The 21,647-nt window shown below is 42.6% G+C and carries 13 protein-coding genes; 8 read left to right on the top strand and 5 right to left on the bottom strand.

Annotated features, from left to right (window positions below):
* Positions 1-244: 244 nt before the first annotated feature.
* Positions 245-2,944: an insulinase family protein gene (locus NWQ57_RS04805; RefSeq protein ID WP_306020987.1), complete on the bottom strand. Its 2,700-nt coding sequence runs from the start codon at positions 2,942-2,944 to the stop codon at positions 245-247.
* A gap of 174 nt (positions 2,945-3,118) precedes the next feature.
* Between NWQ57_RS04805 and sixA the strand changes: the two genes are divergently transcribed.
* Both sixA and NWQ57_RS04815 read left to right on the top strand, forming a co-directional pair.
* Entirely contained in the window at positions 3,119-3,616 is a 498-nt protein-coding gene (gene sixA / locus NWQ57_RS04810; RefSeq protein ID WP_306020988.1) for a phosphohistidine phosphatase SixA, read from the top strand.
* A gap of 37 nt (positions 3,617-3,653) precedes the next feature.
* Entirely contained in the window at positions 3,654-3,830 is a 177-nt protein-coding gene (locus tag NWQ57_RS04815; protein ID WP_306020990.1) for a hypothetical protein, read from the top strand.
* A gap of 102 nt (positions 3,831-3,932) precedes the next feature.
* Here NWQ57_RS04815 and NWQ57_RS04820 read toward each other — a convergent pair whose 3' ends face one another.
* Together NWQ57_RS04820 and NWQ57_RS04825 are read right to left on the bottom strand one after the other, a co-directional pair.
* Positions 3,933-5,240 carry an HlyC/CorC family transporter gene (locus tag NWQ57_RS04820; RefSeq protein ID WP_306020991.1) on the bottom strand — a complete coding sequence of 436 codons (1,308 nt, stop codon included), beginning with the start codon at positions 5,238-5,240 and terminating at the stop codon, positions 3,933-3,935.
* A gap of 68 nt (positions 5,241-5,308) precedes the next feature.
* Positions 5,309-6,100: an inner membrane protein YpjD gene (locus tag NWQ57_RS04825; protein ID WP_306020993.1), complete on the bottom strand. Its 792-nt coding sequence runs from the start codon at positions 6,098-6,100 to the stop codon at positions 5,309-5,311.
* A gap of 229 nt (positions 6,101-6,329) precedes the next feature.
* On the opposite strand from NWQ57_RS04825, the gene ffh reads away from it, so the two are divergent.
* From ffh to NWQ57_RS04855, 6 genes are all read left to right on the top strand, one after another.
* Entirely contained in the window at positions 6,330-7,706 is a 1,377-nt protein-coding gene (gene ffh / locus NWQ57_RS04830; protein WP_306020995.1) for a signal recognition particle protein, read from the top strand.
* A gap of 256 nt (positions 7,707-7,962) precedes the next feature.
* Positions 7,963-9,354, top strand: a complete 1,392-nt coding sequence (locus NWQ57_RS04835; protein WP_306020997.1) for a TolC family protein — start codon at positions 7,963-7,965, stop codon at positions 9,352-9,354.
* Positions 9,355-9,356: 2 nt separating this feature from the next.
* Positions 9,357-10,583 (top strand): efflux RND transporter periplasmic adaptor subunit, encoded by a 1,227-nt coding sequence (locus tag NWQ57_RS04840; RefSeq protein WP_306020998.1) that lies wholly within the window; start codon positions 9,357-9,359, stop codon positions 10,581-10,583.
* Positions 10,580-13,663: an efflux RND transporter permease subunit gene (locus NWQ57_RS04845; protein WP_306020999.1), complete on the top strand. Its 3,084-nt coding sequence runs from the start codon at positions 10,580-10,582 to the stop codon at positions 13,661-13,663. Before NWQ57_RS04840 ends, NWQ57_RS04845 begins: the two co-directional genes overlap by 4 nt.
* A 198-nt stretch (positions 13,664-13,861) precedes the next feature.
* A complete protein-coding gene (locus NWQ57_RS04850) occupies positions 13,862-18,364 on the top strand; it encodes a PAS domain S-box protein (RefSeq protein ID WP_306021000.1) in 4,503 nt (1,500 codons plus the stop codon).
* 349 nt (positions 18,365-18,713) lie between these two features.
* Positions 18,714-19,256, top strand: coding sequence for a redoxin domain-containing protein (locus tag NWQ57_RS04855; RefSeq protein ID WP_306021001.1), 543 nt, complete (start codon positions 18,714-18,716; stop codon positions 19,254-19,256).
* 170 nt (positions 19,257-19,426) lie between these two features.
* On the opposite strand, the gene NWQ57_RS04860 is transcribed toward NWQ57_RS04855, so the two are convergent.
* Together NWQ57_RS04860 and NWQ57_RS04865 are read right to left on the bottom strand one after the other, a co-directional pair.
* Complete coding sequence (locus tag NWQ57_RS04860) at positions 19,427-21,067, bottom strand: FMN-binding glutamate synthase family protein (protein WP_306021002.1); 1,641 nt, start codon at positions 21,065-21,067, stop codon at positions 19,427-19,429.
* 364 nt (positions 21,068-21,431) lie between these two features.
* Positions 21,432-21,647, bottom strand: a 216-nt coding sequence (locus NWQ57_RS04865) for a hypothetical protein (RefSeq protein ID WP_306021003.1), incomplete at its 5' end; no start/stop codon positions are given.

Raw genomic sequence — 21,647 nt, forward strand, 5'->3', positions numbered from 1 at the left:
GCGAAAAAGAGGCTCATGAAGAGAAGCCAAATGAGGCAATGTAACTTTTTTAGATAACGGATACGCACTTTTCACCCATAGGTAGTGTCCCTACCATGTTGTTATTAGAATTTTCTGACCATATCCGTATCGCCAAGTGTTTAAATATGCCCAAAATAGTGACGAGCTACAAGCCTTTATCTTGCAAAAATGGCGATGCATAAATAAAAAAAATAATATTGATTACTTTTTGGGTGTTTTGGATTTAACTCAGGTAGTGTGCTTGATGTTTAAATTCTGAAATAGAGGTAATTTCTTGCCAGTCATTAGCGGTTTTGACCTTGTGTTTACTGCTGATGAGGATTAATTCCCCACATTTTTTCTGCCACATTAAACGCTGGCTAAATTCAAACATTTGTGAAAATGTAAGTTGTTCAATAACAGCTATCATTTTGCTGTTCTGAGAAAAGGTGAAGTCCTTGTTTCCAATGCACATCCATAGGCGTTGACTCTTCATGCTTAGATGGCTATCAGTTTGACTTAGTTGCCTTATTAGCCCCGCTTTTAAGGCTGTCCAGATTTCTTGATAGTCATTGAGGCTTTGTAAAAATTCGCTAAGAAATTGTTGCATTGCAATAATGATTTGGTTTGCTGAAAAATTAGGCGATTGTATGTATAGCGCAATACCAGGATGCTGATTGTAAGGTAGGTAGCCGCTCCCTACTAAATAGCCCACTTGGCGTTCAGTGCGCATTTGATTAAAAAATGGCGTTGCAATCATTTGCTCAAACAACATGGTTAAGGCGATATCTTCGGTGCATGCACTGGGCGCTTGAAAGTACATAACAACCGCATCGTCGTTATGTTGACAGTCAACAAAGTGAACCTGCACTGGCTTTTGAGTTAAATCGACTAAGCCTTTAGATAGTGGGGTGCTATGAGCATATAACTGGCGAAAGGCTCGAACCTTGTCGACTGCTTCGTTGGCTTTTTCAATTGACCAGTTACCATACATCATACCTTCCAAATTAAATTGTCCGAGCAAACTGTTTTTAGTCTCAATGACATGTTTAAGTTGAGCTTTTCCCATGATTTCTGCCATATCGATGGGGGCATAATTGTATTGCTGTAAAAGGACTGACAAGCGGGTAAATAAACGGTTAATGGGTTTATTTAATAAACTATTGTTAAGTAATTGAACTTGGCCGTTTTTTACTTGTTCGAAGCTGCTTTTGAAGTCTTCGTTGACCACTATTTGGGTAAGTAAATCAGTACAAAAGTGTAATTGCTTGGCGCTAAAACCATTTGTCTGTAATGAAAAACCGCCTTGATGAGGGTAGAGGTGAAAATGCAATCCGGCTAAATTGGCTTGATAATATTTTTGCGTTAACTTCTCATTAATCAAAGCAACCCAGAGGCGTTTATAGGTCGCAATTTCGATACCCTGTGTTATGGCTGGGCAGTCGAAAGTCAGAAAACAATCACCTTTTGGCTGCTGAAACTGTTGGTCTTGGCCAAACCATAAATCGAGACCAGGCTGATGATGAATGAGTGTGGGTAAGGTGTATTCATCCTCTTTAATAGCCAATTGATTGATATCACTTAAGTATCGATTGGCTTTAGGCAAGGTTAAAGAATCGATAGGCTTTACACTTTTTGTACTTTCTACTATGGCAGGCGGTAACTGGCTTATTTTGTAAGGTGTGTCATACCAGCGCGCCACGGTGTCAGTTTTTTGACTTTGGTAGATAAGCTTCAGGCGCATATTGTTTGCGCTGAAGAAATCTAACATCGAGTATGTCATTGCAGGGCTGGCCTTATCAAAAAGATAGTCACCGGCCACCACATGCTCTGGTGGATAATCCACCATATTGTGAGAAAGTTTTAGTACTTCATCGATGGGTTTTGGGTTTTCACCATAGCGCCACGCCAGTGTATTGAGTCTTGCCATTTCTACTAGGCGCCATGACTCTACACCCTGCTTTTTAATTAACTCAAGGTAGCTAAACAGGGCACTGAGGATGCCTTCGATGCTGTTTAGGCCTTTATCAGTCAGCTGCAGATTAATATTAAAATCTTTAAAATTACTGCCTTCGATACCACCGCCAGCACTGAGACTCGTGGCCCAATTTTTACCTTTGTAATAATCCAGCAAGCCACCATACCCTTCGTCACCCAAAATATGGCTGATAATGGCAAGGGGTTTTGCGCGATAGTGCTGGTTTTGGGCGGGTAAGGCGAACGTAATGATTAATCGTTGGGCTTTTTGTAATGGGGTGATCTGAATCAATACGCCCAGTTGATGTTTTAAATAAAGGGCAGGGTAAGCATCTCGCTTAATCTTTTTACCGTGCTTCCAATGACTGAAGTGCTTTTCAACAATCAATTTGGTCTCACTGATAGGAAGTGATGAAATAACACTTAGGCAAAGATTAGCGCTTTGGTAATAACGCTGGTGTAAGCGCCGCAATTTTTTCTGTAACTCAAGGGCTGAGAATTTTTCGAAGGTTTGTCGATTGCCGACTGAAAACTTACTAAAGGGATGGTTGGGGTTGCAGGTTTCTTTATGAACTTGATACAAACGACGTAAATCATCTTTTTGTTTTAATTTAAATTCGGCATCAATGGCCTGAATTTCTTTTTCAATATAAGTGGTTTGCAGTAAAGGGGAAAATAGCATTGCTGAAAATTGTGCTAAGGCGTCGTCAAATACATCGCTGAAAATATCAAAAAAATAACTGCTTGTTTCCGTGCCTGTCGATGCATTTAGGGTTCCGCCATGAGCAGACACAAAATCACCAAAAGCGTTAGCCACATCTGTGCTCGCGTTACCCAAGAACAGCATATGTTCTAATAAGTGGCTTAAACCATGACAGTCATCGTCATCGTCAAAATGTCCGGTTTGGAATGTGGCTGAACAAGCAGTTTTAGATATTTTAGTGTCTTCGACTACAAGTACTTGCAAACCATTTGCTAAAGTAAAATGGTCATAAAGCCGAGTATCATTCTCACATTTAAGCAAAATTGACTGTCCAGTTTCAAAAAATTTAATTAAGCATAAACTAAATTTATCACGCGAAAGATTTTTAAATAGTATATTTGTTATATTATCGAGTTAAAAAGACCAATAACGAAACTTATGAAATTAATTGTCATGCGTCATGGTGAAGCTGAATCGAGTAATATTTCAGACCAAGCCCGTAATTTGACCGCTTATGGCATCAGCCAAACACACAAAGCAGGAAGTTGGTTGGTCAGTCATGTTCTCGCCGAGAATAAAATAGATGTGGCGTTGGTGAGTCCTTTTGTGCGGGCGCAACAGACGTATGACGGCGTTCTTTCACAATTAAGTATATCGAGTAAGGTAGATGTTGTAGAACTCGTTCCTGACGCTAAACCTCGTAATAGCCATAGAATGGTCGACCATTTCCTGCAACAACACCCCAACGCTACTAGCATGATCCTGATAAGTCATATGCCTTTAGTTAGTTATTTATTAGACGAAATATTGTTGACCTACCAAGGCGCCTTGTTCGATACATCTAGTATGGCAATCATCGATTATGATGTGGAAACGGGGCTGGGTGAATTAACAGAATTTTATCATCCTTCAATGAGTGATTTAGGTAACAACTAAGCTTCAGAATTTTGTGGTTAGTACCGATAACCTTTTTATGAATACAAAAAGCTTACCTGCCCATTTGCAACAAGTGCTTGAACAGCACGTTGCTGAATCACAACTGACTCAAGATGATGAGCTTCGGGAGATTTTTGCTAAGTTGAGTTCACTAAACAGTAAAGTTGAACTTTTAAAATCTAAAATTATTCAAAATCGACAAAACAAACAATAGGGTGTTTAGTATTGGAAGAAGTGATTCTTTTAATCGGATGGACTCACGCTAAAAGCACTTAATAGGGCGCATCAACGTGAGTTAAGTGTAGTTAAAAGTCGTCTAGCCAGACAAGCTGCTTGCATCACGGCCCTGTTCTGCGCGGTAGAGCTTCGGCATCACTCTTACGGTTTTCACCATATTGTCTTTCATCTCAACGATTTCAATGGGGTAACCTGCTAAACGCAAACTAATATTGGCTTGTGGAATGTCTTCCAAGTACTCCAATATTAAGCCATTAAGGGTTTTGGGTCCTTCTGTTGGAAACTGCCAATCTAGTTCTTTATTTAGCTCTCTTACGTTAACACTGCCGTCAATTAATACACTGCCGTCTTGTTGCAGGTTGGCTTCTTTACTGTGATCAGGCAAGAAACTGGTGGTAAAATCACCAATGATTTCTTCAAGAATATCTTCCAGGGTCACTAAACCTTGAATATCGCCATACTCATCAACCACTAAACCGATGCGCTCTTTGGCTGCTTGAAACTTATACATCAAGGTGTGTAGTGGAGTGGACTCCGGTGTGAAATAAATTTCACGCACTGCGCGTAACAAACTGGCTTTAGTAAATTGATCTTTAGACAGCAGGCGCAGGGCATCTCTTACATGGACAAAGCCCACTGCATCGTCAATGCTATCGCGGTACAACAATACGCGCGTGTGCTGGGCGTTAACCAATTGTTTTTGAATGTCTTTCCAATCATCGTTGATGTCGATAGCGACGATATCACTGCGTGGCACCATAATGTCTTCAGCGGTCACTTTTTCTAAATCAAGTATACCCACTAACATGTCTTGGTGCTTTTTAGGGATCATCGCCCCAGCTTCGAATACCACCGTCCGTAATTCTTCTCGGCTTAGACTGTCGCCACTGCCATCGCTAGGATTGATGCGAAACAGCGCCAAAATGCCGTTGGTAATACCATTGACTAAAAAAACGAAGGGATAAAATAAAAGTAACAAGGGTGAAAGAATAAACGAACTCGGAAAAGCAACCTTTTCTGGGTACAAAGCGGCAACGGTTTTTGGTGTTACTTCAGCAAAAATAAGGACCACGAAAGTCAAGATAACCGTAGTTAAAACTAAACCCAGTACGTCATCTCCGAGTAAGCGGCCGCCAATAATACCCGCAATAATCGATGCGGCTATGTTCACCAGATTATTGCCAATCAATATAAGGCCAATAAGTCTATCAGGGCGATCAATTAATTTTCTGACTCTAAGGGCGGCTTTATTGCCCTCATTTTCAAGATGTTTAAGTCGATATCGGTTAATCGACATCATGCCAGTTTCAGAACCCGAGAAATAGGCGGAGAGTAAAATCAAAATACCCAGTAGAATAAATAAACTACTGGTGGATATGTCGTCCAACGAAAATCTTCCTAAGCAATTGCAGAGAGGTGAATGTAAGGGCTAATGAAGCTCGATTCAAGTGACTTTTATGTGTTGATGATGACTTCACGCACAAAACGGCTGCCAAAATAGGCTAATGTTAATAAAATTGAGCCTACAATTGTTGCACTAATAACCCATTTGCCGCGCCAGCCAAACTTAGCATGACCGAATAAAATTACACTGTAAATTAGCCAGGCCAGTATCGACAGCACGGTCTTGTGAGCTTGCTCTTTCGCAAACATGTTTTCTAAAAACATAAAGCCGCTGATCAAAGATAAGGTTAATAACACGGTACCGACTAACAGCAATTTAAAGAGAATCGTTTCAACGGCCATCAATGGAGGAAGGGAAGAATGCAGCAGAGAGGCCTTTTTTTCTTTTAAACGAATATTGATATAAGCCAATTGCATGGCGTACAAAAACGCAATACTCAAGCATGCATAGGCCATCAACGCTAAGCCTACATGGATAAGCACAGCGGGTTGAATATTGTAATGCATCACGTGCATATCTGTCAGGAGCGGTGCAAGCATCACAACAATTGCAGTAAAACCAAATACCACAGGCAATAAAATCGTATTGGGTAAGCTAAATGATGCAACAATCATGGTTGCGGTTATTAACCATGCAACAAAAGAAGCAACATTCATGATGCTCATATTTTGCCCAGGTAAAATAAATACGGTGTCCCATAAAATAACGATATGAACAAACAATGCCAGGGTGGCTAAGCCGAGTGCGAGAGGTTTTTTAGGGCCTTGAGCATTAAATAAACCTGAGACAATAATGCCTGCTGATGAGCCATAGAGTAAAAAACAAATTAGCTCTAAAAACATTGTGAAAACCTTTTAGCAATCAACACCTAACACTCCGTTGGTTATTTCTTAATTTACTATGAAATAAAGCCATAAATTACCATTAATTATTGGCGGTTGACACTGCTTTCATCGCTCAACGCCCAATATAGCGCTAAAGTTTAAACAGAAAGTTGGATTGATTATTCTTATCTTGCCGCTATTTCGATATACTTGGGGCAATTAGACATTAGTAGGTAAGCGTAGATTCATGTTTGAAAATTTGACCGAACGATTGGGTAGTACCCTTAAAAACATCAGCGGCAAAGGCCGTTTGACGGAAGACAACATCAAAGATACTTTGCGTGAAGTGCGCATGGCATTGCTTGAAGCGGATGTCGCCTTACCGGTAGTGCGTGATTTTATTTCGCAAGTAAAAGAGCGGGCGGTTGGTACAGAAGTCAGCAAGAGTCTTAACCCCGGTCAGGTTTTCATCAAAATAGTTCAGTCAGAACTTGAAGCCGTTATGGGTCAAGCGAATGAAAAACTGAATTTAGCCGCGCAACCTCCCGCGGTCATTCTTATGGCCGGTTTGCAAGGTGCAGGTAAAACCACCAGTGTGGGTAAACTGGCATCATTTTTAAAACAACGTGAAAAGAAAAAAGTCTTGGTTGTTAGTGCTGATGTGTATCGTCCGGCGGCAATTAAACAACTTGAAACCTTAGCGAATGATTTAGAAGTTGGTTTTTTCCCTTCTGATATTAGTCAAAAGCCAGTTGATATTGCTTTGGCGGCAATTAACCATGCACGTAAACAATTTTACGATGTGTTATTAGTGGATACCGCCGGTCGTTTGCATGTTGATGGCGAGATGATGGCTGAAATTCAAGCCCTACATAAAGCCATTAACCCAATTGAAACCTTGTTTGTGGTTGACGCAATGACGGGGCAAGATGCCGCGAATACGGCAAAAGCATTCAACGAAGCACTACCATTAACGGGGGTGATTTTAACAAAAGCCGATGGTGATGCTCGAGGCGGTGCTGCCCTTTCTGTACGCCATATTACTGGTAAGCCCATTAAGTTCATTGGTATGGGTGAAAAACTCGACGCCCTTGAAGCCTTCCACCCAGAACGGATCGCCTCGCGTATATTGGGTATGGGCGATGTACTGAGTTTAATTGAAGAAGTTGAACGTAAAGTAGACAAAGCCAAAGCGCAAAAGTTGGCGCAAAAAGTCCAAAAGGGTAAGGGCTTTGATTTACAAGACTTTAAAGAGCAGCTAGAGCAAATGCGCAATATGGGCGGCATGATGTCGATGATGGACAAGATGCCTGGTATGGGCAACATGACAGCGCAAATTAAAGAAAAAGCCAACGATAAATCCTTTAATCAAATGGAAGCCATTATTAATTCCATGACGCCAGATGAGCGTACTAAGCCTGATTTGATCAATGGCTCCAGAAAACGCCGTATTGCTGCGGGTTCTGGTACGCAAATTCAGGATATTAATCGCCTGCTTAAACAATTCACGCAAATGCAAAAAATGATGAAAAAAATGACGGGCGGCGGCATGGGTAAAATGATGCGAAACCTCAAAGGTATGATGCCCCCCGGTGGACCAGGCGGCATGTTTCCAAAACGATAGGTTTACCGCTTAAAAACTCATCCTCGCGATGAGTTTTTTGTTTCTAGAACATTCTTAAGTAAATACCCTAAGCCTCAAAAAAGTCAGTTTTATCTCGCGTCCACGTGCGAGTTAACCTTTCGTTTAAGCAGTGAGTCATGATCGCACCTTGTTCAAGCTGGTAAATTGTAAACTTTGGTAAAGTTCATTGCTTACTCTGTAATTAAAGTGCTTGAATGCAAACCGTTTTTTAAACTCAAACTGACTTGTGTAAATAATGAAGCATATTAATTTTTCAGGACTTGTCTGCGCAGTTTTGTTGCTCAGTGCTTGTTCTCATTTATCGGCTGTCGATAATACGTTGCGACAGCCTACACTGCCTGACAACTGGCAGCAGCAGAGTCCCTATTTAGCTGTGCAAGATGATTGGCTCAGTGAGTTTAATCAAGCAGGTTTATCAGCATTGGTTGAAAAAGCCCTCAACAAAAACCTGACTTTAAAGCAGCTTGCCTACCAGAGCCAAATTGAAGAACAACAAGTTAAGCTCAGTGGCGCCTATATCTGGCCTTCCTTGGATTTATCACTCAGTCAGGGACGCGGTAAAAGCGTCGAGCCCACTTCTTATGCTACCACTAGTTCAATAAGCTTGGATCTTGCTTATGAAATTGACATTTGGGGCAAGTTATCAGATTCACAGCGCCAAGCAAATTTAAGCTACTTGGCGCAAAAAGCCACGTTTGAACAAGCGAAACAACAAATAGTTGCTGACGTAATTGTTGCTTGGTTTAAGCACTTAAGTGACAAACAATTAAGTGCTTTATATCAAGCAAGGGTGCGTAACTCTGAACAAAACCTCGACATTATCGAGCAAGGATACCAACAAGGTTTAAATGCTGCCTTAGATGTTTATCTCGCCCGTAACGATTTAAACAGTGAACGCTCTCGTTTGTCGCAACAACAAGCCAATGAGCGAGACAGCAACAGAGCCTTACAACGCTTGGTAGGTGAGTATCCAGATGCACAATTGAATATCGAATCTGATATTCCGTTTATCTCGGCCAGCCTTGGCAAAGGTATTCCAAGCGAACTTATTACTCGCAAGCCAGAATTAGTGGCAAGTTGGTATCAATTATTAGCTAAAGATGCGGCATTAGCCTTTGCTCATAAACAACGTTTTCCAAGCTTAGCCATTGGCGCTTCACTGAGTGACGGCGGTGAGACCTTAAGTGACGTGCTAAGCCCCGCCAGTTTAGCCTGGTCGTTAATAGGCCGAATCAGTGCTCCCTTGTTTCAAGGGGGAAGTCTCAAGGCAAACGAAAAAATTGCCTTGTTAAGCCTAAAGCAAAGTGAGCAAGCGTATCTTGATGCGTTGTACTCTGCATTTAACAGTGTCGAAAGTGGCATAAACCAAGAAGAGTCATTATTACAACAATATCAAGCTACCTTAGCCGCGCGCGACAATGCAGTGATAGCGGAACAGTTGTCTTTTGAACAGTATCAAAGCGGCCTTGTCAGTTATACCACGGTGCTTGATGCCCAAGGACGATCTTATGATGCGCAAAGTTCGCTGATTGATTTAAAAAATCAACTTATCGCCAATCGAGTCAGTTTGCATATTGCATTAGGCGGTAATTTTTCAACAACCCAACTTTCCAAAAGTGAAAACTAAGCATGAGTTCTAAAATAACTAAACGAGTCATCCCCGCGCTAATCCTTGTTGCGACGGTGGTGTTGTTTCAATTTATTATGGGTAATCCCCCCGAGGCTCAGCGTGGCTTTACGCCCAAGACAGCCAAAATAGTGGTAGAAACTCACACACTGCAAGCTCAATCATATCAGGTGCAAGTAGACAGTTACGGTATTGTTAAACCGCGCACTCAAAGCAACTTAGTGGCCCAGGTTTCGGGGCAAATTACTCAAATATCAGCTCAATTTCGCGAAGGGGGATTCTTTAGTAAAGATGACGTGCTTGTGCAAATTGATGACCGTGATCATCTCGCCGATGTCAAAACCGCGCAAGCCAATATATTATTAGCTGAGCAAAGTTTGTTGGAAGAGCAGGCTAGAGCCAAGCAAGCGATAACGGATTGGCAACGATTGGGCAATGGCCAAGAGGCCAGCAGTTTAGTGTTGCGTAAACCGCAGCTTGAAGCGGCAAAAGCCAGTGTGCTTTCTGCCCAAGCAGCCCTCGATAAAGCGCAACTTAATTTAGAACGCACGCAAGTAAAAGCGCCTTACGCCGGCAGAGTATTAACTAAAAATGTGGATATTGGCCAAGTTGTGGCAAATAACAGCGAACTGGCTGAGATTTTCGCCACCGATAAGGTAGAAATTCGTTTACCTGTTAGAAACAAAGATTTGGAACTGCTTGAACTACCTGAGCAGTTTCGTGATGCAGGATCGGCTTCGAGCGGCGCAATGGTTGAATTTCAGTCTGATCTTGTGGGGCAACAAGCTTGGGTCGGCAGCTTAGTGCGTACCGAAGGTGCTATCGATGCCAATGCCCAGCAATTATATGTGGTTGCACAAATTAACGACCCCTATAAAGCAACCGCAACCAACAGATATCCCATTAAAATAGGCCAATATGTCAACGCTAAAATAGCAGGGCGCAACTTACAAGACGTCCTCGTTATCCCTAATTCAACGATATATCAAGGAAGTTACGTTTACATTGTTGAGGACGGCGTTCTAAAACGTAAAGACATCGAGATCCGTTGGCAAAATAGCCATCAAAGTATTATTGCTAAAGGCTTAGAAGCTGGGCAGCAACTGGTGTTAACGCCGCTAGGACAAGTGAGCTCAGGAACTGCGGTGAGCATCAAAGGTGAAACGAAAGATAAACCTACGAGAGAAAATAAAGCACTTACTGCTGACAATAAAGGAGACACTGCATGATAGCTTGGTTCGCTAAAAATCATGTTGCGGCCAACCTATTATTAATCAGTATTGTATTGGCCGGCTTGTTTTCCTTATCCACTAAGATCCCACTTGAAGTTTTTCCTTCTTTTGAAGCAGACACCATTAGTGTGTCGGTGTCGTTACGCGGTTCAACCCCCGAAGATGTTGAAAAAGGCGTAGCGATTCGAATCGAAGAGGCGGTACAAGATTTAGAAGGTATTAAGCATATTACCAGCAGTTCGTCAGAGGGCTCTGCGTCGGTCGTTATCGAATTAGAAAATGGCTATGATCCCCGTGAGCAACTCGCTGATATTAAAAGCCGTGTTGATGCCATAAATACCTTTCCTGTGGACGCAGAAAAGCCGGTGGTGGCCTTAGCTCAGCGTAAACGTGAAGTGATGGCGGTAACGGTAGCCAGTGATTACGGTGAAAAAGAAACCCGTGAATTTGCTGAGCATGTGCGTGATCAACTGCTTTCTTTACCGAATGTCACCCAAGTGGAGCTAAGCGGTGTGCGTGATTACGAGATTGCCATTCAAATTAGCCAAGACACATTGCGCCAATACAATCTTACCTTAGCGGGAGTATCAAGTGCCATTGCCAGTTTTAGTAGTGATGTTTCAGCGGGCAATTTAAAAACCGACGGCGGAGATGTGTTGATCCGCAGTAAGGGCCAAGCCTATCGTAAAAATGAATTTGCCAACATCGTGATAAAAAATCAGACCGACGGCACTATTATTCGCTTAGGTGATATTGCTCAAATCAGTGATGATTTTGAAGAAACACCCGTGCGCACTCGTTTTAATGGTAAACAAGCAGCGTTTTTGGATATTTATCGCATCGGTCCCCAAAGCGCTATTACGGTGGCCGATGAAGTAAAAATGTTCATTGAACAGCAGCAAGAAAATCTGCCCCAAGGCTTTGAGTTGAGTTATTGGGATGATGACTCCGAGTTAGTAAAAAGTCGCCTGGCTACCTTAACCACCAATGCTCTGCAAGGCGGCGTATTGGTACTGGCGTTATTAACCTTGTTTTTACGTCCCGCTATCGCGTTTTGGGTCTTTATCGGCATTCCAGTGTCATTCATGGGCGCGTTTTTGGCTATGCCATTATTTGGTGTCACCCTTAATGTTATGAGTTTGTTCGGCTTTATTTTAGTGCTTGGGATAGTGGTTGATGATGCCATTGTCACGGGCGAAAATGTGTATACCCACTTAAAAACGGCTAAATCAGGTGAAGAAGCCGCAATTAAGGGCACTCTTGAAGTTGCTACGCCGGTGACGTTTGGTGTATTGACCACGGTAGCTGCGTTTTTACCCCTTGCTTTTATTGAAGGGGCGCGCGGTGCCTTGTTTGCTCAGCTTCCAGTGGTGGTTATTCCTGTGCTGCTATTTTCACTGATTGAATCAAAGTTTGTGTTACCCGCACACTTAAAGTACCTCAAATTGCGCGATCAAAAAGGTCAGCCCTCAAAGATAGAGCAACTGCAACAACGCTTTGCTGATGGTTTTGAACGGGCGATCCTCAAGTACTATAAGCCGGTATTAAAGCGAGTACTGAATAATAAACTCACCACCTTAAGTTTATTTGTTGGCACCTTTGTCATCATTTTAGCCCTTATCATGAGCGGCTGGACCAAATTTGTATTTTTTCCACGCATACCCAGTGAAACAGTACGAGTGAGTTTAACGCTTCCCACCGGTACTCCCTTTGATGTCACCAATAATCACGTGATTGCTATGGCTGACAAAGCTCGTATTTTGCAAGACAAATACCGCGATGCAGATACTAACGAAAGCGTGATTTTAAATATACTAGCGACCACTGGCGGTAGAGGTGGCGCGTCTAATTCTGGCCAGGTGCGTTTTGAAATTACCCCTGCTGAAAAGCGTGAATCTGCTGTTACGTCCCAGCAATTAGTTGCACAGTGGCGCGATATGATAGGGGATATTCCAGGAGCAGAAAGCCTAACCTATCGCGCTGAAATAGGCCGTAGCTCTGATCCTATTGATATTCAATTAAGTGCTAACAGCCTCGATACGCTACAAGAAGTGGCTCAGTTAATAAAAGTGCGATTGGCCACTTATCCTACAGTATTTGATATTGCTGATAGCATGTCTGACGGTAAACAAGAGCTGCAAATTGAATTAAGCGAACAAGGCCTTGCCTTGGGGTTGAACCGAGTACAAGTATCAACGCAAATTCGTAACTCGTTTTTTGGTGCTCAGGTACAACGCATCCAACGTGGCCGAGATGACGTTCGTGTGATGGTGCGTCTGCCCATCGAAGAGCGCCGCTCTTTATCAGACTTACAAGATATTTTAATTACTACACCCACAGGTAGCAGTGTGCCGCTGTCACATGTTGCCAAACTTATTCCTGGCCAGAGTCCTTCCAGTATCTTACGTGTCGACCGTTTTAGGACCCTAAACGTGAGTGCGGATATCGAAAAAAGTAAGACTAATATGACGGTCTTGCAAGCTGACTTAAAAGCTTACCTCGATGAACTAATGAACCAATATCCTGGGGTGCGCTATACCATGGAGGGCGAAGCAAAAGAGCAAGCGGAGTCTTTTGGATCATTAGCTTGGGCCTTAGTGTTTGTGTTTTTTATTATCTATGGTTTGTTAGCTATTCCGCTTAAATCTTACTGGCAACCGATTATTGTGATGAGTGTTATTCCTTTTGGCATGATCGGAGCCGTGATGGGACATTGGATCATGGGCATGGACTTAACCATCATGAGTTTGCTTGGCATGTTGGCTCTCATTGGCGTAGTGGTTAATGACTCTTTAGTGTTAGTTGATTTTATCAATAAAAAACGCAGTGAAGGATTGCCTCTGATGGAGGCGGTTGCGTCAGCAGGTGTCGTTAGATTTAGGCCAATTATGCTCACTAGCTTGACCACGTTTATTGGTCTAATGCCCCTGTTATTTGAAAAAGCTACCCAAGCTCAATTTTTAATTCCGATGGCGGTTTCTTTGGGCTTTGGTATTATTTTTGCGACTTTTATCACCTTATTAATGGTACCGGTAAATTACGTATTATTAGAGAGGCTAAAAAAATCAGTGGCGTAGACTAAGCCTTTTTTATGCCTCATACCAAATAAACAGGTGCGTTAGTCGGTGCCTGTTTTTGTCTTGAGACCCATCGATTCTTTGCTTTACTGTCTTCCTTGTGTATTTAAGCTCATACCTTTTCCCCATATTGAATACTTCATATTGAGGTTGTTGGGCGTAGTCTGGCGGATGGTTCAAGTCAGAATAGGAAGCGGTATGCCACAGGCGGTTATCAAAAAGCGAGGTATGCAGTTAGTGTGCGCCGCATTTATGTTGTTCAGTCATGCTAGCTTTGCCCTTGTTCAACCGCTACAAACTCTTCCTACTGGGCAATTTGAACTCGCTTTATACACATGCGCTGGGCTATTTGTTGTGGTGCTATATTTGGTTTTGATGTTAAAAATTAAACTTCGAGTGCAGCGCAACCTTTGGGCGCAACAACGCCAAACGCTAACACAGACTTTGGCGTTAATGGATAATTTTAATGAAGGCACGGTTCACCTTGATAAAAACAAGCGCATTGTTTACCTGAATCAGGCAGCATGTTATTTACTGGGAAAAAGTAGCGCCGACATCCTACATACTGATCTTAATGACTGCTTTAACCAACAAAACCAAGCTAAGTTAACGCAACTGTTCGGCCAAACTACGCATGACAAAGTGCAAGTGTTTGAACGAAATAGGCATGTAGCCATCGTTATAAACCGTCCAGCAGACTTCTCAGCCTCGGTTTGTTATATCGTTTCTCTAACCGACATCACTAACTACCAACTCAAAATTGACCAACAAGCTAAGCAACTTACACAATTTGACGCTCGATTGTCTCTAACAAAGTTGGCTCGAGTAAGCCTAGATTTAACTAAAAAAACCTATCATGGGGATGTTGAGTTTGCTGCCCTATTACAAAATGAGCAGGCAGCACTTAGCGGTGAGTTGAGCGAGTTTAATTCACTTATTCAATCCACTGATCGCTATGAATTTAATCAAGCCATTGAGCGAATAAAAAGCCAAGAGCAGAGCGATTTTCGTTGCCAGTTTAGTGGCGCATCACAGCCAATTCTAACGCAAGTTTTTGTTTTGGTTATTAGCCGATCTGTGACAGGTGAGCCTGTTCTTGTTGAACTTATCGTACAAAACCTATCTGAACTTGCAGAGCAAACTAAACAGGCAGAGGTCAGCTTACATTTATCTCAAGCCGTGTTTAATTCTACTCGCAATGGCATGTATTTACTCGATGTATCGGGGCAAATACTCTCGTGCAATGCGGCCTTTGAGAGTCTGTTTAAAACCCATCAGAATAAAGTCAAATCACGCTTTGTTCACGAGCTGGATTTTTTACCTGAAGATATCCGCCAACTGCATCCAACTGCACAGTGCGATAGCCCTTTTTCTCGAGTCGGTCAAAGTAAAGAATTCACCCTAAGGACACTCGATAATCACGTCCGGTACCTGCGCTTTAGCCTAAAACACTACGCTGATAAACAAGGCCATAAAGCCGGTATGTTAGGAATATTTGAAGATGTCACCGAGCTTAGAAACACTAAATTAACTGCCGACAAAGCCTGCAAACGGTTCACAGACTTGCTCAACTTAGCGCCCTTGTCTATTGCAATTACCGATAGCAACGACAACATACTAGAGGCGAATGACACTCTGGTAAAACGCTTGGGTACAAGCCCTAAAGATTTGAAAAAAAGCAATCTATATCAATTATTTGCCGAACCAAGCTCTGCAGCAACTGCGGTAAAAATTCTGCAAAAAGAAGGGCGACTACATCAATATCAGGCAAATTTAAGCGGTAAAAATGGCGCTTCGTTGCCCAGTGCAATTACCATTGATGTCTTTGATAAAGAGCTCAACGAGCACCTTTGTTGGATTAGCGATACCTCAGAGCAGCTGTATCAAACTCAGCGCTTTGAGCGTATTTTTTCTGATTGTAACGAGCCCATGGCCTTATTAGACGAATTGAGTTTTATTAAAGCGAATCAAGCCGCCGCTGACTTTTTTGCGGTACAAGAACCACAGCAGCTACTGGCACTTTCGCCCTGTGATGAACGCTTTAATCAAAACATTGAATTGGCAAGAACCCTAGCGCAAACCATCACTAAGGTGAGACAAAGTGGGAAAAAGCAGTCGCTGTTATGGGAGCACCAAATAAACCAGCTAACCCAGCCTTGCCAGCTCGAGCTGGTGCCTATTTTAAAGGCAAATGTTTGCGTACAAGTATTATGTATTTGGAAAAATTTCCGCGCCATTAAAGAGGCAGAACGGGCACGCTTAGAAGCGATTAATTTGCATCAGGCTGCGGAGCGTAAAGTGGCTGAAAAGCAGCAACTATTAGAAAGCAGCCAAGATCTGCTGGCAAAAAAAGCTAAAAACTTGGCCGAAACACAAACCCAGTTGCAAGCAGCGCAAATAGATTTAACGGTAAAACAAAATACGATTTCTGATTTAGAGCAAGCTCATCAAGATAGTAATCAACAAATCGAGCAGTTGCAGCAAGCGTATCAAAGCAGCCGTGAAAAGCTTGCCCATAGCCAAGATGAAAACGAAGCGTTGAGCAAGCAATTAGAAAGTTCAGTAGTGAAGGTGCGCGGGTTACAAGAGCAGCGCAATCAAATAGCTGATGCCTTGCAGTACTCTGAACGCAAATATACAAACGTGCAAAATCAATTAGCCAAAAGTGAGCAAACTACCCAGTCCTTGCAACACGAACAACAAGTGCAGCAGCAAAAAATGCACGATTTTGCGACTCAAATCGACGTACTGAAAGCCTCTATTATTGATAAAGACAAACAAATTTCAGATGTGAGTAGTCAAATCAATACCCTGCAGTCGCAGTTAAGTAGTTCGGGGCGCGCAACAGAAAAGTTGCGTGAATCGTTGATTAACCAGCGTAAAGCCAGTGCACAAGCCGAGCAGGAGCGTCGCGAGCTGGAATTTGCCTGTCACAGTGCGCAAACCGAATTGTCCAGTAAGGCCCGTCACATAGAGCATTTGCAACATGAGATGGAAAAGTTTGAAGAAATGAGTCAGCAACAGCAAGGCAATATGGCGCAACAACACTCACAGTTACAACAAGAGTTAGCAGCCAAACAGGCCGTGCTAAAAGCGACACAACAGCAGCTTGATGAGACTCAGCAAGCCTCTTTGCGAGAAAAAGCAGAAAAAGAGCAACAACACACTATTTTGATTACCTTACAAAATGAACTTGTAGTAATGGAGCGTGAGGCTGAGTTGCGTCAGCAGAAAATGCTGCAGGCTAGTCAACAATGGCAGCAACAGCAAAAACAATTGCAACATGAACTACTGCAAAAGCAGCAAAAATTGCAAGAGAGTGAAGACATACTCAGCGAAGCCAAACAACAAACTGAAGCAGAAATAAAAGATAAAGCCAAGCATCAAGCTATTTTTGCTCAGTTGCAACAAGACTTGCTCATACTTAAAAAGCGCGAGGAGCAACAACAACAGCAAATTGAACAGAGCGAAAGCCAATGGCTAGCACAGCAAGAAGCACTTAAAAATGAGGCTTTCACTAAGCAGCAAGCCCTGCAAGAAACGCAACAAAAATTAGATGAAAAACAACGGGTAGCGGATGCAGAGAAACGTCAGCGCTTAGAACAACAGCATCAAGTGGAGCAGTTAAGTGTCGAATTAGCCGATGTTGAGAAACGAGCCGCTAAACAACAAGAATTAATGCAAGGCAGCGAAGAAGAGCGTCGTCAGTTTTTAGCAGAAATCGAACAGCAAAAACACCAGTTACAACAGGCTTTAGACCACGCACAGCAGCAGAATCTGAGCATGAAAGACACTCTCGATAAGCACCTTCACGCACTTAAAAAAGCCGAATCGCAAGTGAGCCAAACCGTATCAGGCGAGCAGAAACTGCAAGAAGAACTGAATAAAGCGCGCCAAGAAGCACAAGAATTAGCTGCTCGTTTACAACGTCAAGAACAACAAGAGCGTGCTTTGCAACAACAATTGGCTGAGCAGCAACAAGTCTTACAGGGCAGTGAACACAGTATTAATGAATTACAATCTAAGCAAGGCGAACTCACTAAAGAGTTATGCAAGGTGCAGCAAGAATACGATAACCGTAAACAAAGGTTAGATGCACAAGATTCCAGCCAGAGTAAGCTAAGCCAACAATTAGAAAAATTAGAACAAGCACTTACCGCTAGTAAATCTCAATTAGCGCTAAAAGAAAAATCGTTGCAAGACGCACAGCAGCAGGTGCAATTAAGCCAAGCCCAATTGGCCAAGCAAGAACAAGCTTTAGTGGCTGCCCACAAAGTTGAGCTTCAACAAGCCCATGCTGATGAGCCTAAAACGCATCAACGAGCCGGGTCGCATTTTGCCCAATTGCCTTTGCCGGCTAATCCAGATGCCTGGTTTGCCTTATTGCCTTTTTTGCAAAAACAAACAACAAACTTGCCGCTGCCGATTGCATTGACGACTCTGATGGATGAGCTGGACGAAGCGATTAACGCTGCTGATATCGCTATGCAGCATGAGGACTTGGCACACATCAAACACACAATGGCAGGCCTTGCTAAGCTGACAACACATGTCAACTCACTTGCCTTGTCAGACCAAATGAGTCGCTTGGAAGCTGATTGTACTCAAGGTCTGATAGATAATATTACCATAGCGTGGCCGAGCCTGAAAAAATCATTATTAACTACCTTACGGGTTATTTATTCTCATTTACACGCTTAGTGATGTTTACTGTGAAGTTTCTACTTGTCGCCTGTATATCTTTCATCTTCTTTGCCTTTTAACGTCGGCTCCTTAGCGTTGAACTAGATAAAAAACATTTCATATCAGTTACTTAACTAGCTGGCATGTTGTTCGCTTGACGTTGTTGCAATACATTTAAGTTCATCAATAGCCAGCTAGGGTAGTTACAGCGTGTAAGCTGTAAAAAAGCTTCTGTGCGATATACGATTTACTAAGTGAATATGCAAAGTCAGTCAGCAGTACCGAGTTAACCTGCTGGGAATCGAATCTTCAAGCAAACAAAACCAATTGATCAGGTATAAACTTGCCCAATTGGAGCGGAGGTAAAATGCAAAATCAAATACTAAAAGCCGGTCAAACCTTTCCCGATATCAAAGTAAAAACAGAAGATGGTAGAGAGCAAGCCTTAGTGGATGTTCACAATAAAGCGACTACCGCAAAATGGACATTAGTGACGGTCTATCGGGGTCAGCATTGCCCAATATGTTTAAAGTACCTCAATGAACTCAACCTTTTTACCGGTCGCTTTAATGCTCTAGATATTGAACTTGTTGCGGTTTCGGCTGACGATAAACAACAATTAGCACAATTTAAAGACAAAGGCTTGGAGGTCAGCTTCCCTGTTGTTCTTGAACTACAAGTTGAAGATATGAAAAAACTCGGCCTGTATATTTCAGAACCTACCAGCAACGCTGAAACAGATCACCTTTTTGCTGAACCCGCGCTATTTTTAGTAAATCCAAAGGGCAAAATTACCATGATAGAGATCGCGAATGCGCCCTTTATTCGCCCGGATATCGACCGTTTTGTTAGCGGATTAGAATATGCCATGGAGCATAACTATCCGACTCGAGGTACGCATAGTTATTAATGATAGAGGGTAACTACACAATCAAGGCGAGGCAGTCGCCTTGCCCTCATTTATTCACCACAATATTCTATTGCTAGAGTCTTTCTCAGGGACTTCCATGTAATGCTTGTTAATAGGCATGCCCACTGGAGACGTTTTGCCAAAGAAAACAAACAACCACCTATGATTCTTTATAGATTTACTACCGCAATTTGCGGTTTGGGTGTGCAGTTATCGAGCACATAAAATTGTTCTTGATCAGCTAAGTGCCACCAACGCTGCCACACACCGGAAGCATGGTTGTCCACTAGTTGGTTGGCGTCTAAAGGGGGAACGATACCCGGTGCAGCTTCTAACAAGCCTTCTGAAGTGCGGCGTTTGAGCATGTTAGGGCATAACATCGCTGGATCGTCCAAACCCATGCTACCCACAAGCTCATACAAGCTGTGCAAAGTATTATGCTGGAATTGTTTCACTCTCAGGCTCTTGGCTTTTATATCAATGGCTTTTGAGCGCTTGGGATCTTGGGTTGCAATGCCAGTGGGGCAGGTATTGGTATTACACGACCGTGATTGAATACAACCCAAGGCCATCATCATAGTGCGAGCAGCGTTTACGGTGTCTGCTCCCATCGCCATCTTGGATAAGATATCAAAGCTACTGGCACTTTTACCAGAGGCGATAATTCGTATCTCATCTCGTAAGCCCACACCAATAAGGGCTTGGTGAGCAATAAAGGTCCCTTCTAAACACATCATGCCTAAACGATTGCTAAATTCGACCGGCGCAGCACCAGTGCCACCTTCAGCTCCATCGATAGTGATAAAATCAACAAGAATACCGGTGCTGACCATGGCTTTACAAATGGCTAAAAATTCAGCCGGATGCCCGATGCATAATTTAATGCCAATGGGTTTGCCGCCACTTAATTTACGCAGTCGCGCCACAAACTCCATTAACGCAATAGGCGTAGGGCATTCAGGGTTCATGGGCGGCGATACGCAGTCTTCATCTTGTGATACGCCACGAATTTGTGCAATTTCGTCACTAATTTTGGCTTTGGGCAATACCCCTCCGTGGCCAGGTTTAGCACCTTGACTCAGTTTAATCTCAATCATTTTAATAGCAGGTTTATTGGCCATATTGGAGAATTTGTCTTCGTCAAAGCCGCCATCTTTCGTGCGGCAGCCAAACAAACCTGTACCGAGTTGCCAAATAATATCTCCGCCATGTTTTAAATGGTAAGGGCTGACGCCTCCCTCGCCAGTGTTATGGGCAAAGCCACCTAACTTGGCCCCAAGGTTCAATGCTTCAATGGCATGGCTGCTCAATGCGCCATAACTCATGGCTGAGATATTCAACAAAGATGCAGAATAAGGTAATGCGCATTGTGAGCTACCAATCAAGATCCGTTTGCTTTGCTCCTTTACGGTTCGAGGGTGCATAGAATGCCAAATACTCAGATAGTTGTTTTCCATCAAATCTCGTTGCGTACCAAAGGGCAGTGTGTCGTTAACGTTTTTTGCACGACGGTAAACGAGCTCCCGTTGTTCACGGTTAAAGGGCCGTTCGTCAGTATTGGTGGCGATAAAGTATTGCTGAATTTCAGGTCTTATTGACTCCATCATATAGCGCAAGTACGCCAATACCGGATACAAACGATTAAGTGTATGGGAGCTAAAAAACACATCGTACAAGCCGGTTAGAGTAAACGCAGCCATAAAAAGTACTAGCAGCAAAGACGGTAAGTTGAAAAAGGTTAAATAGGTGAAAAGTGCTGTGGCGTTACCTAAGGATGCCATTAACCAGAAAAAAATTTGTGCTGGGGTCATAGTAGAAAAATTCCAAAACCTAACTAGATTCAATGCCCTATTAAGACATAAATTGGTATTAATGTATCTAAACAGGGCTTAAAAGTTCAGCTTTTACTGCGCACAACAGAGCATTATTAGGTAAGAGAGTATGTCGTCGTAGGTTACAATGGGGTCATAATTACCGTGTTCAAGATAAACTGTTATCAAGGCAAACTAAGTCAATATTGTTTAAACCTTCAATGCTAAAACGCAATTAGGTTTTGCAGGGCAATCCTAGCGACAAGCACATAAATGGTTTGTAAATGCTAGCTCGAAGGGAAAGTTTTAAAGAAAAGGAGTTAGGTAAAGTCAGCTTATTGCGCCGACTTCACTTAAAGAACTATTACAGATCAAACATATTTTTGGTGGTTTTCTTCTCTTGCTTGGCGGCTTTTTTTTCTTTAGGGGATAAAGCAGGTTGTTTCTTCGATTCTTTTTTACTACTGCGTTCTTTGCTCATAATTTGGCACTCAGTGGGGTAGGCAAATATTGCTCGAAATATCAAGCAACCACCCAATGTAGCATAAATAAGTGGGTGGTGAGTGATATATAATCGTGC

The sequence above is a fragment of the Paraglaciecola sp. genome (assembly GCF_030730205.1).
Classification (GTDB): domain Bacteria; phylum Pseudomonadota; class Gammaproteobacteria; order Enterobacterales; family Alteromonadaceae; genus Paraglaciecola.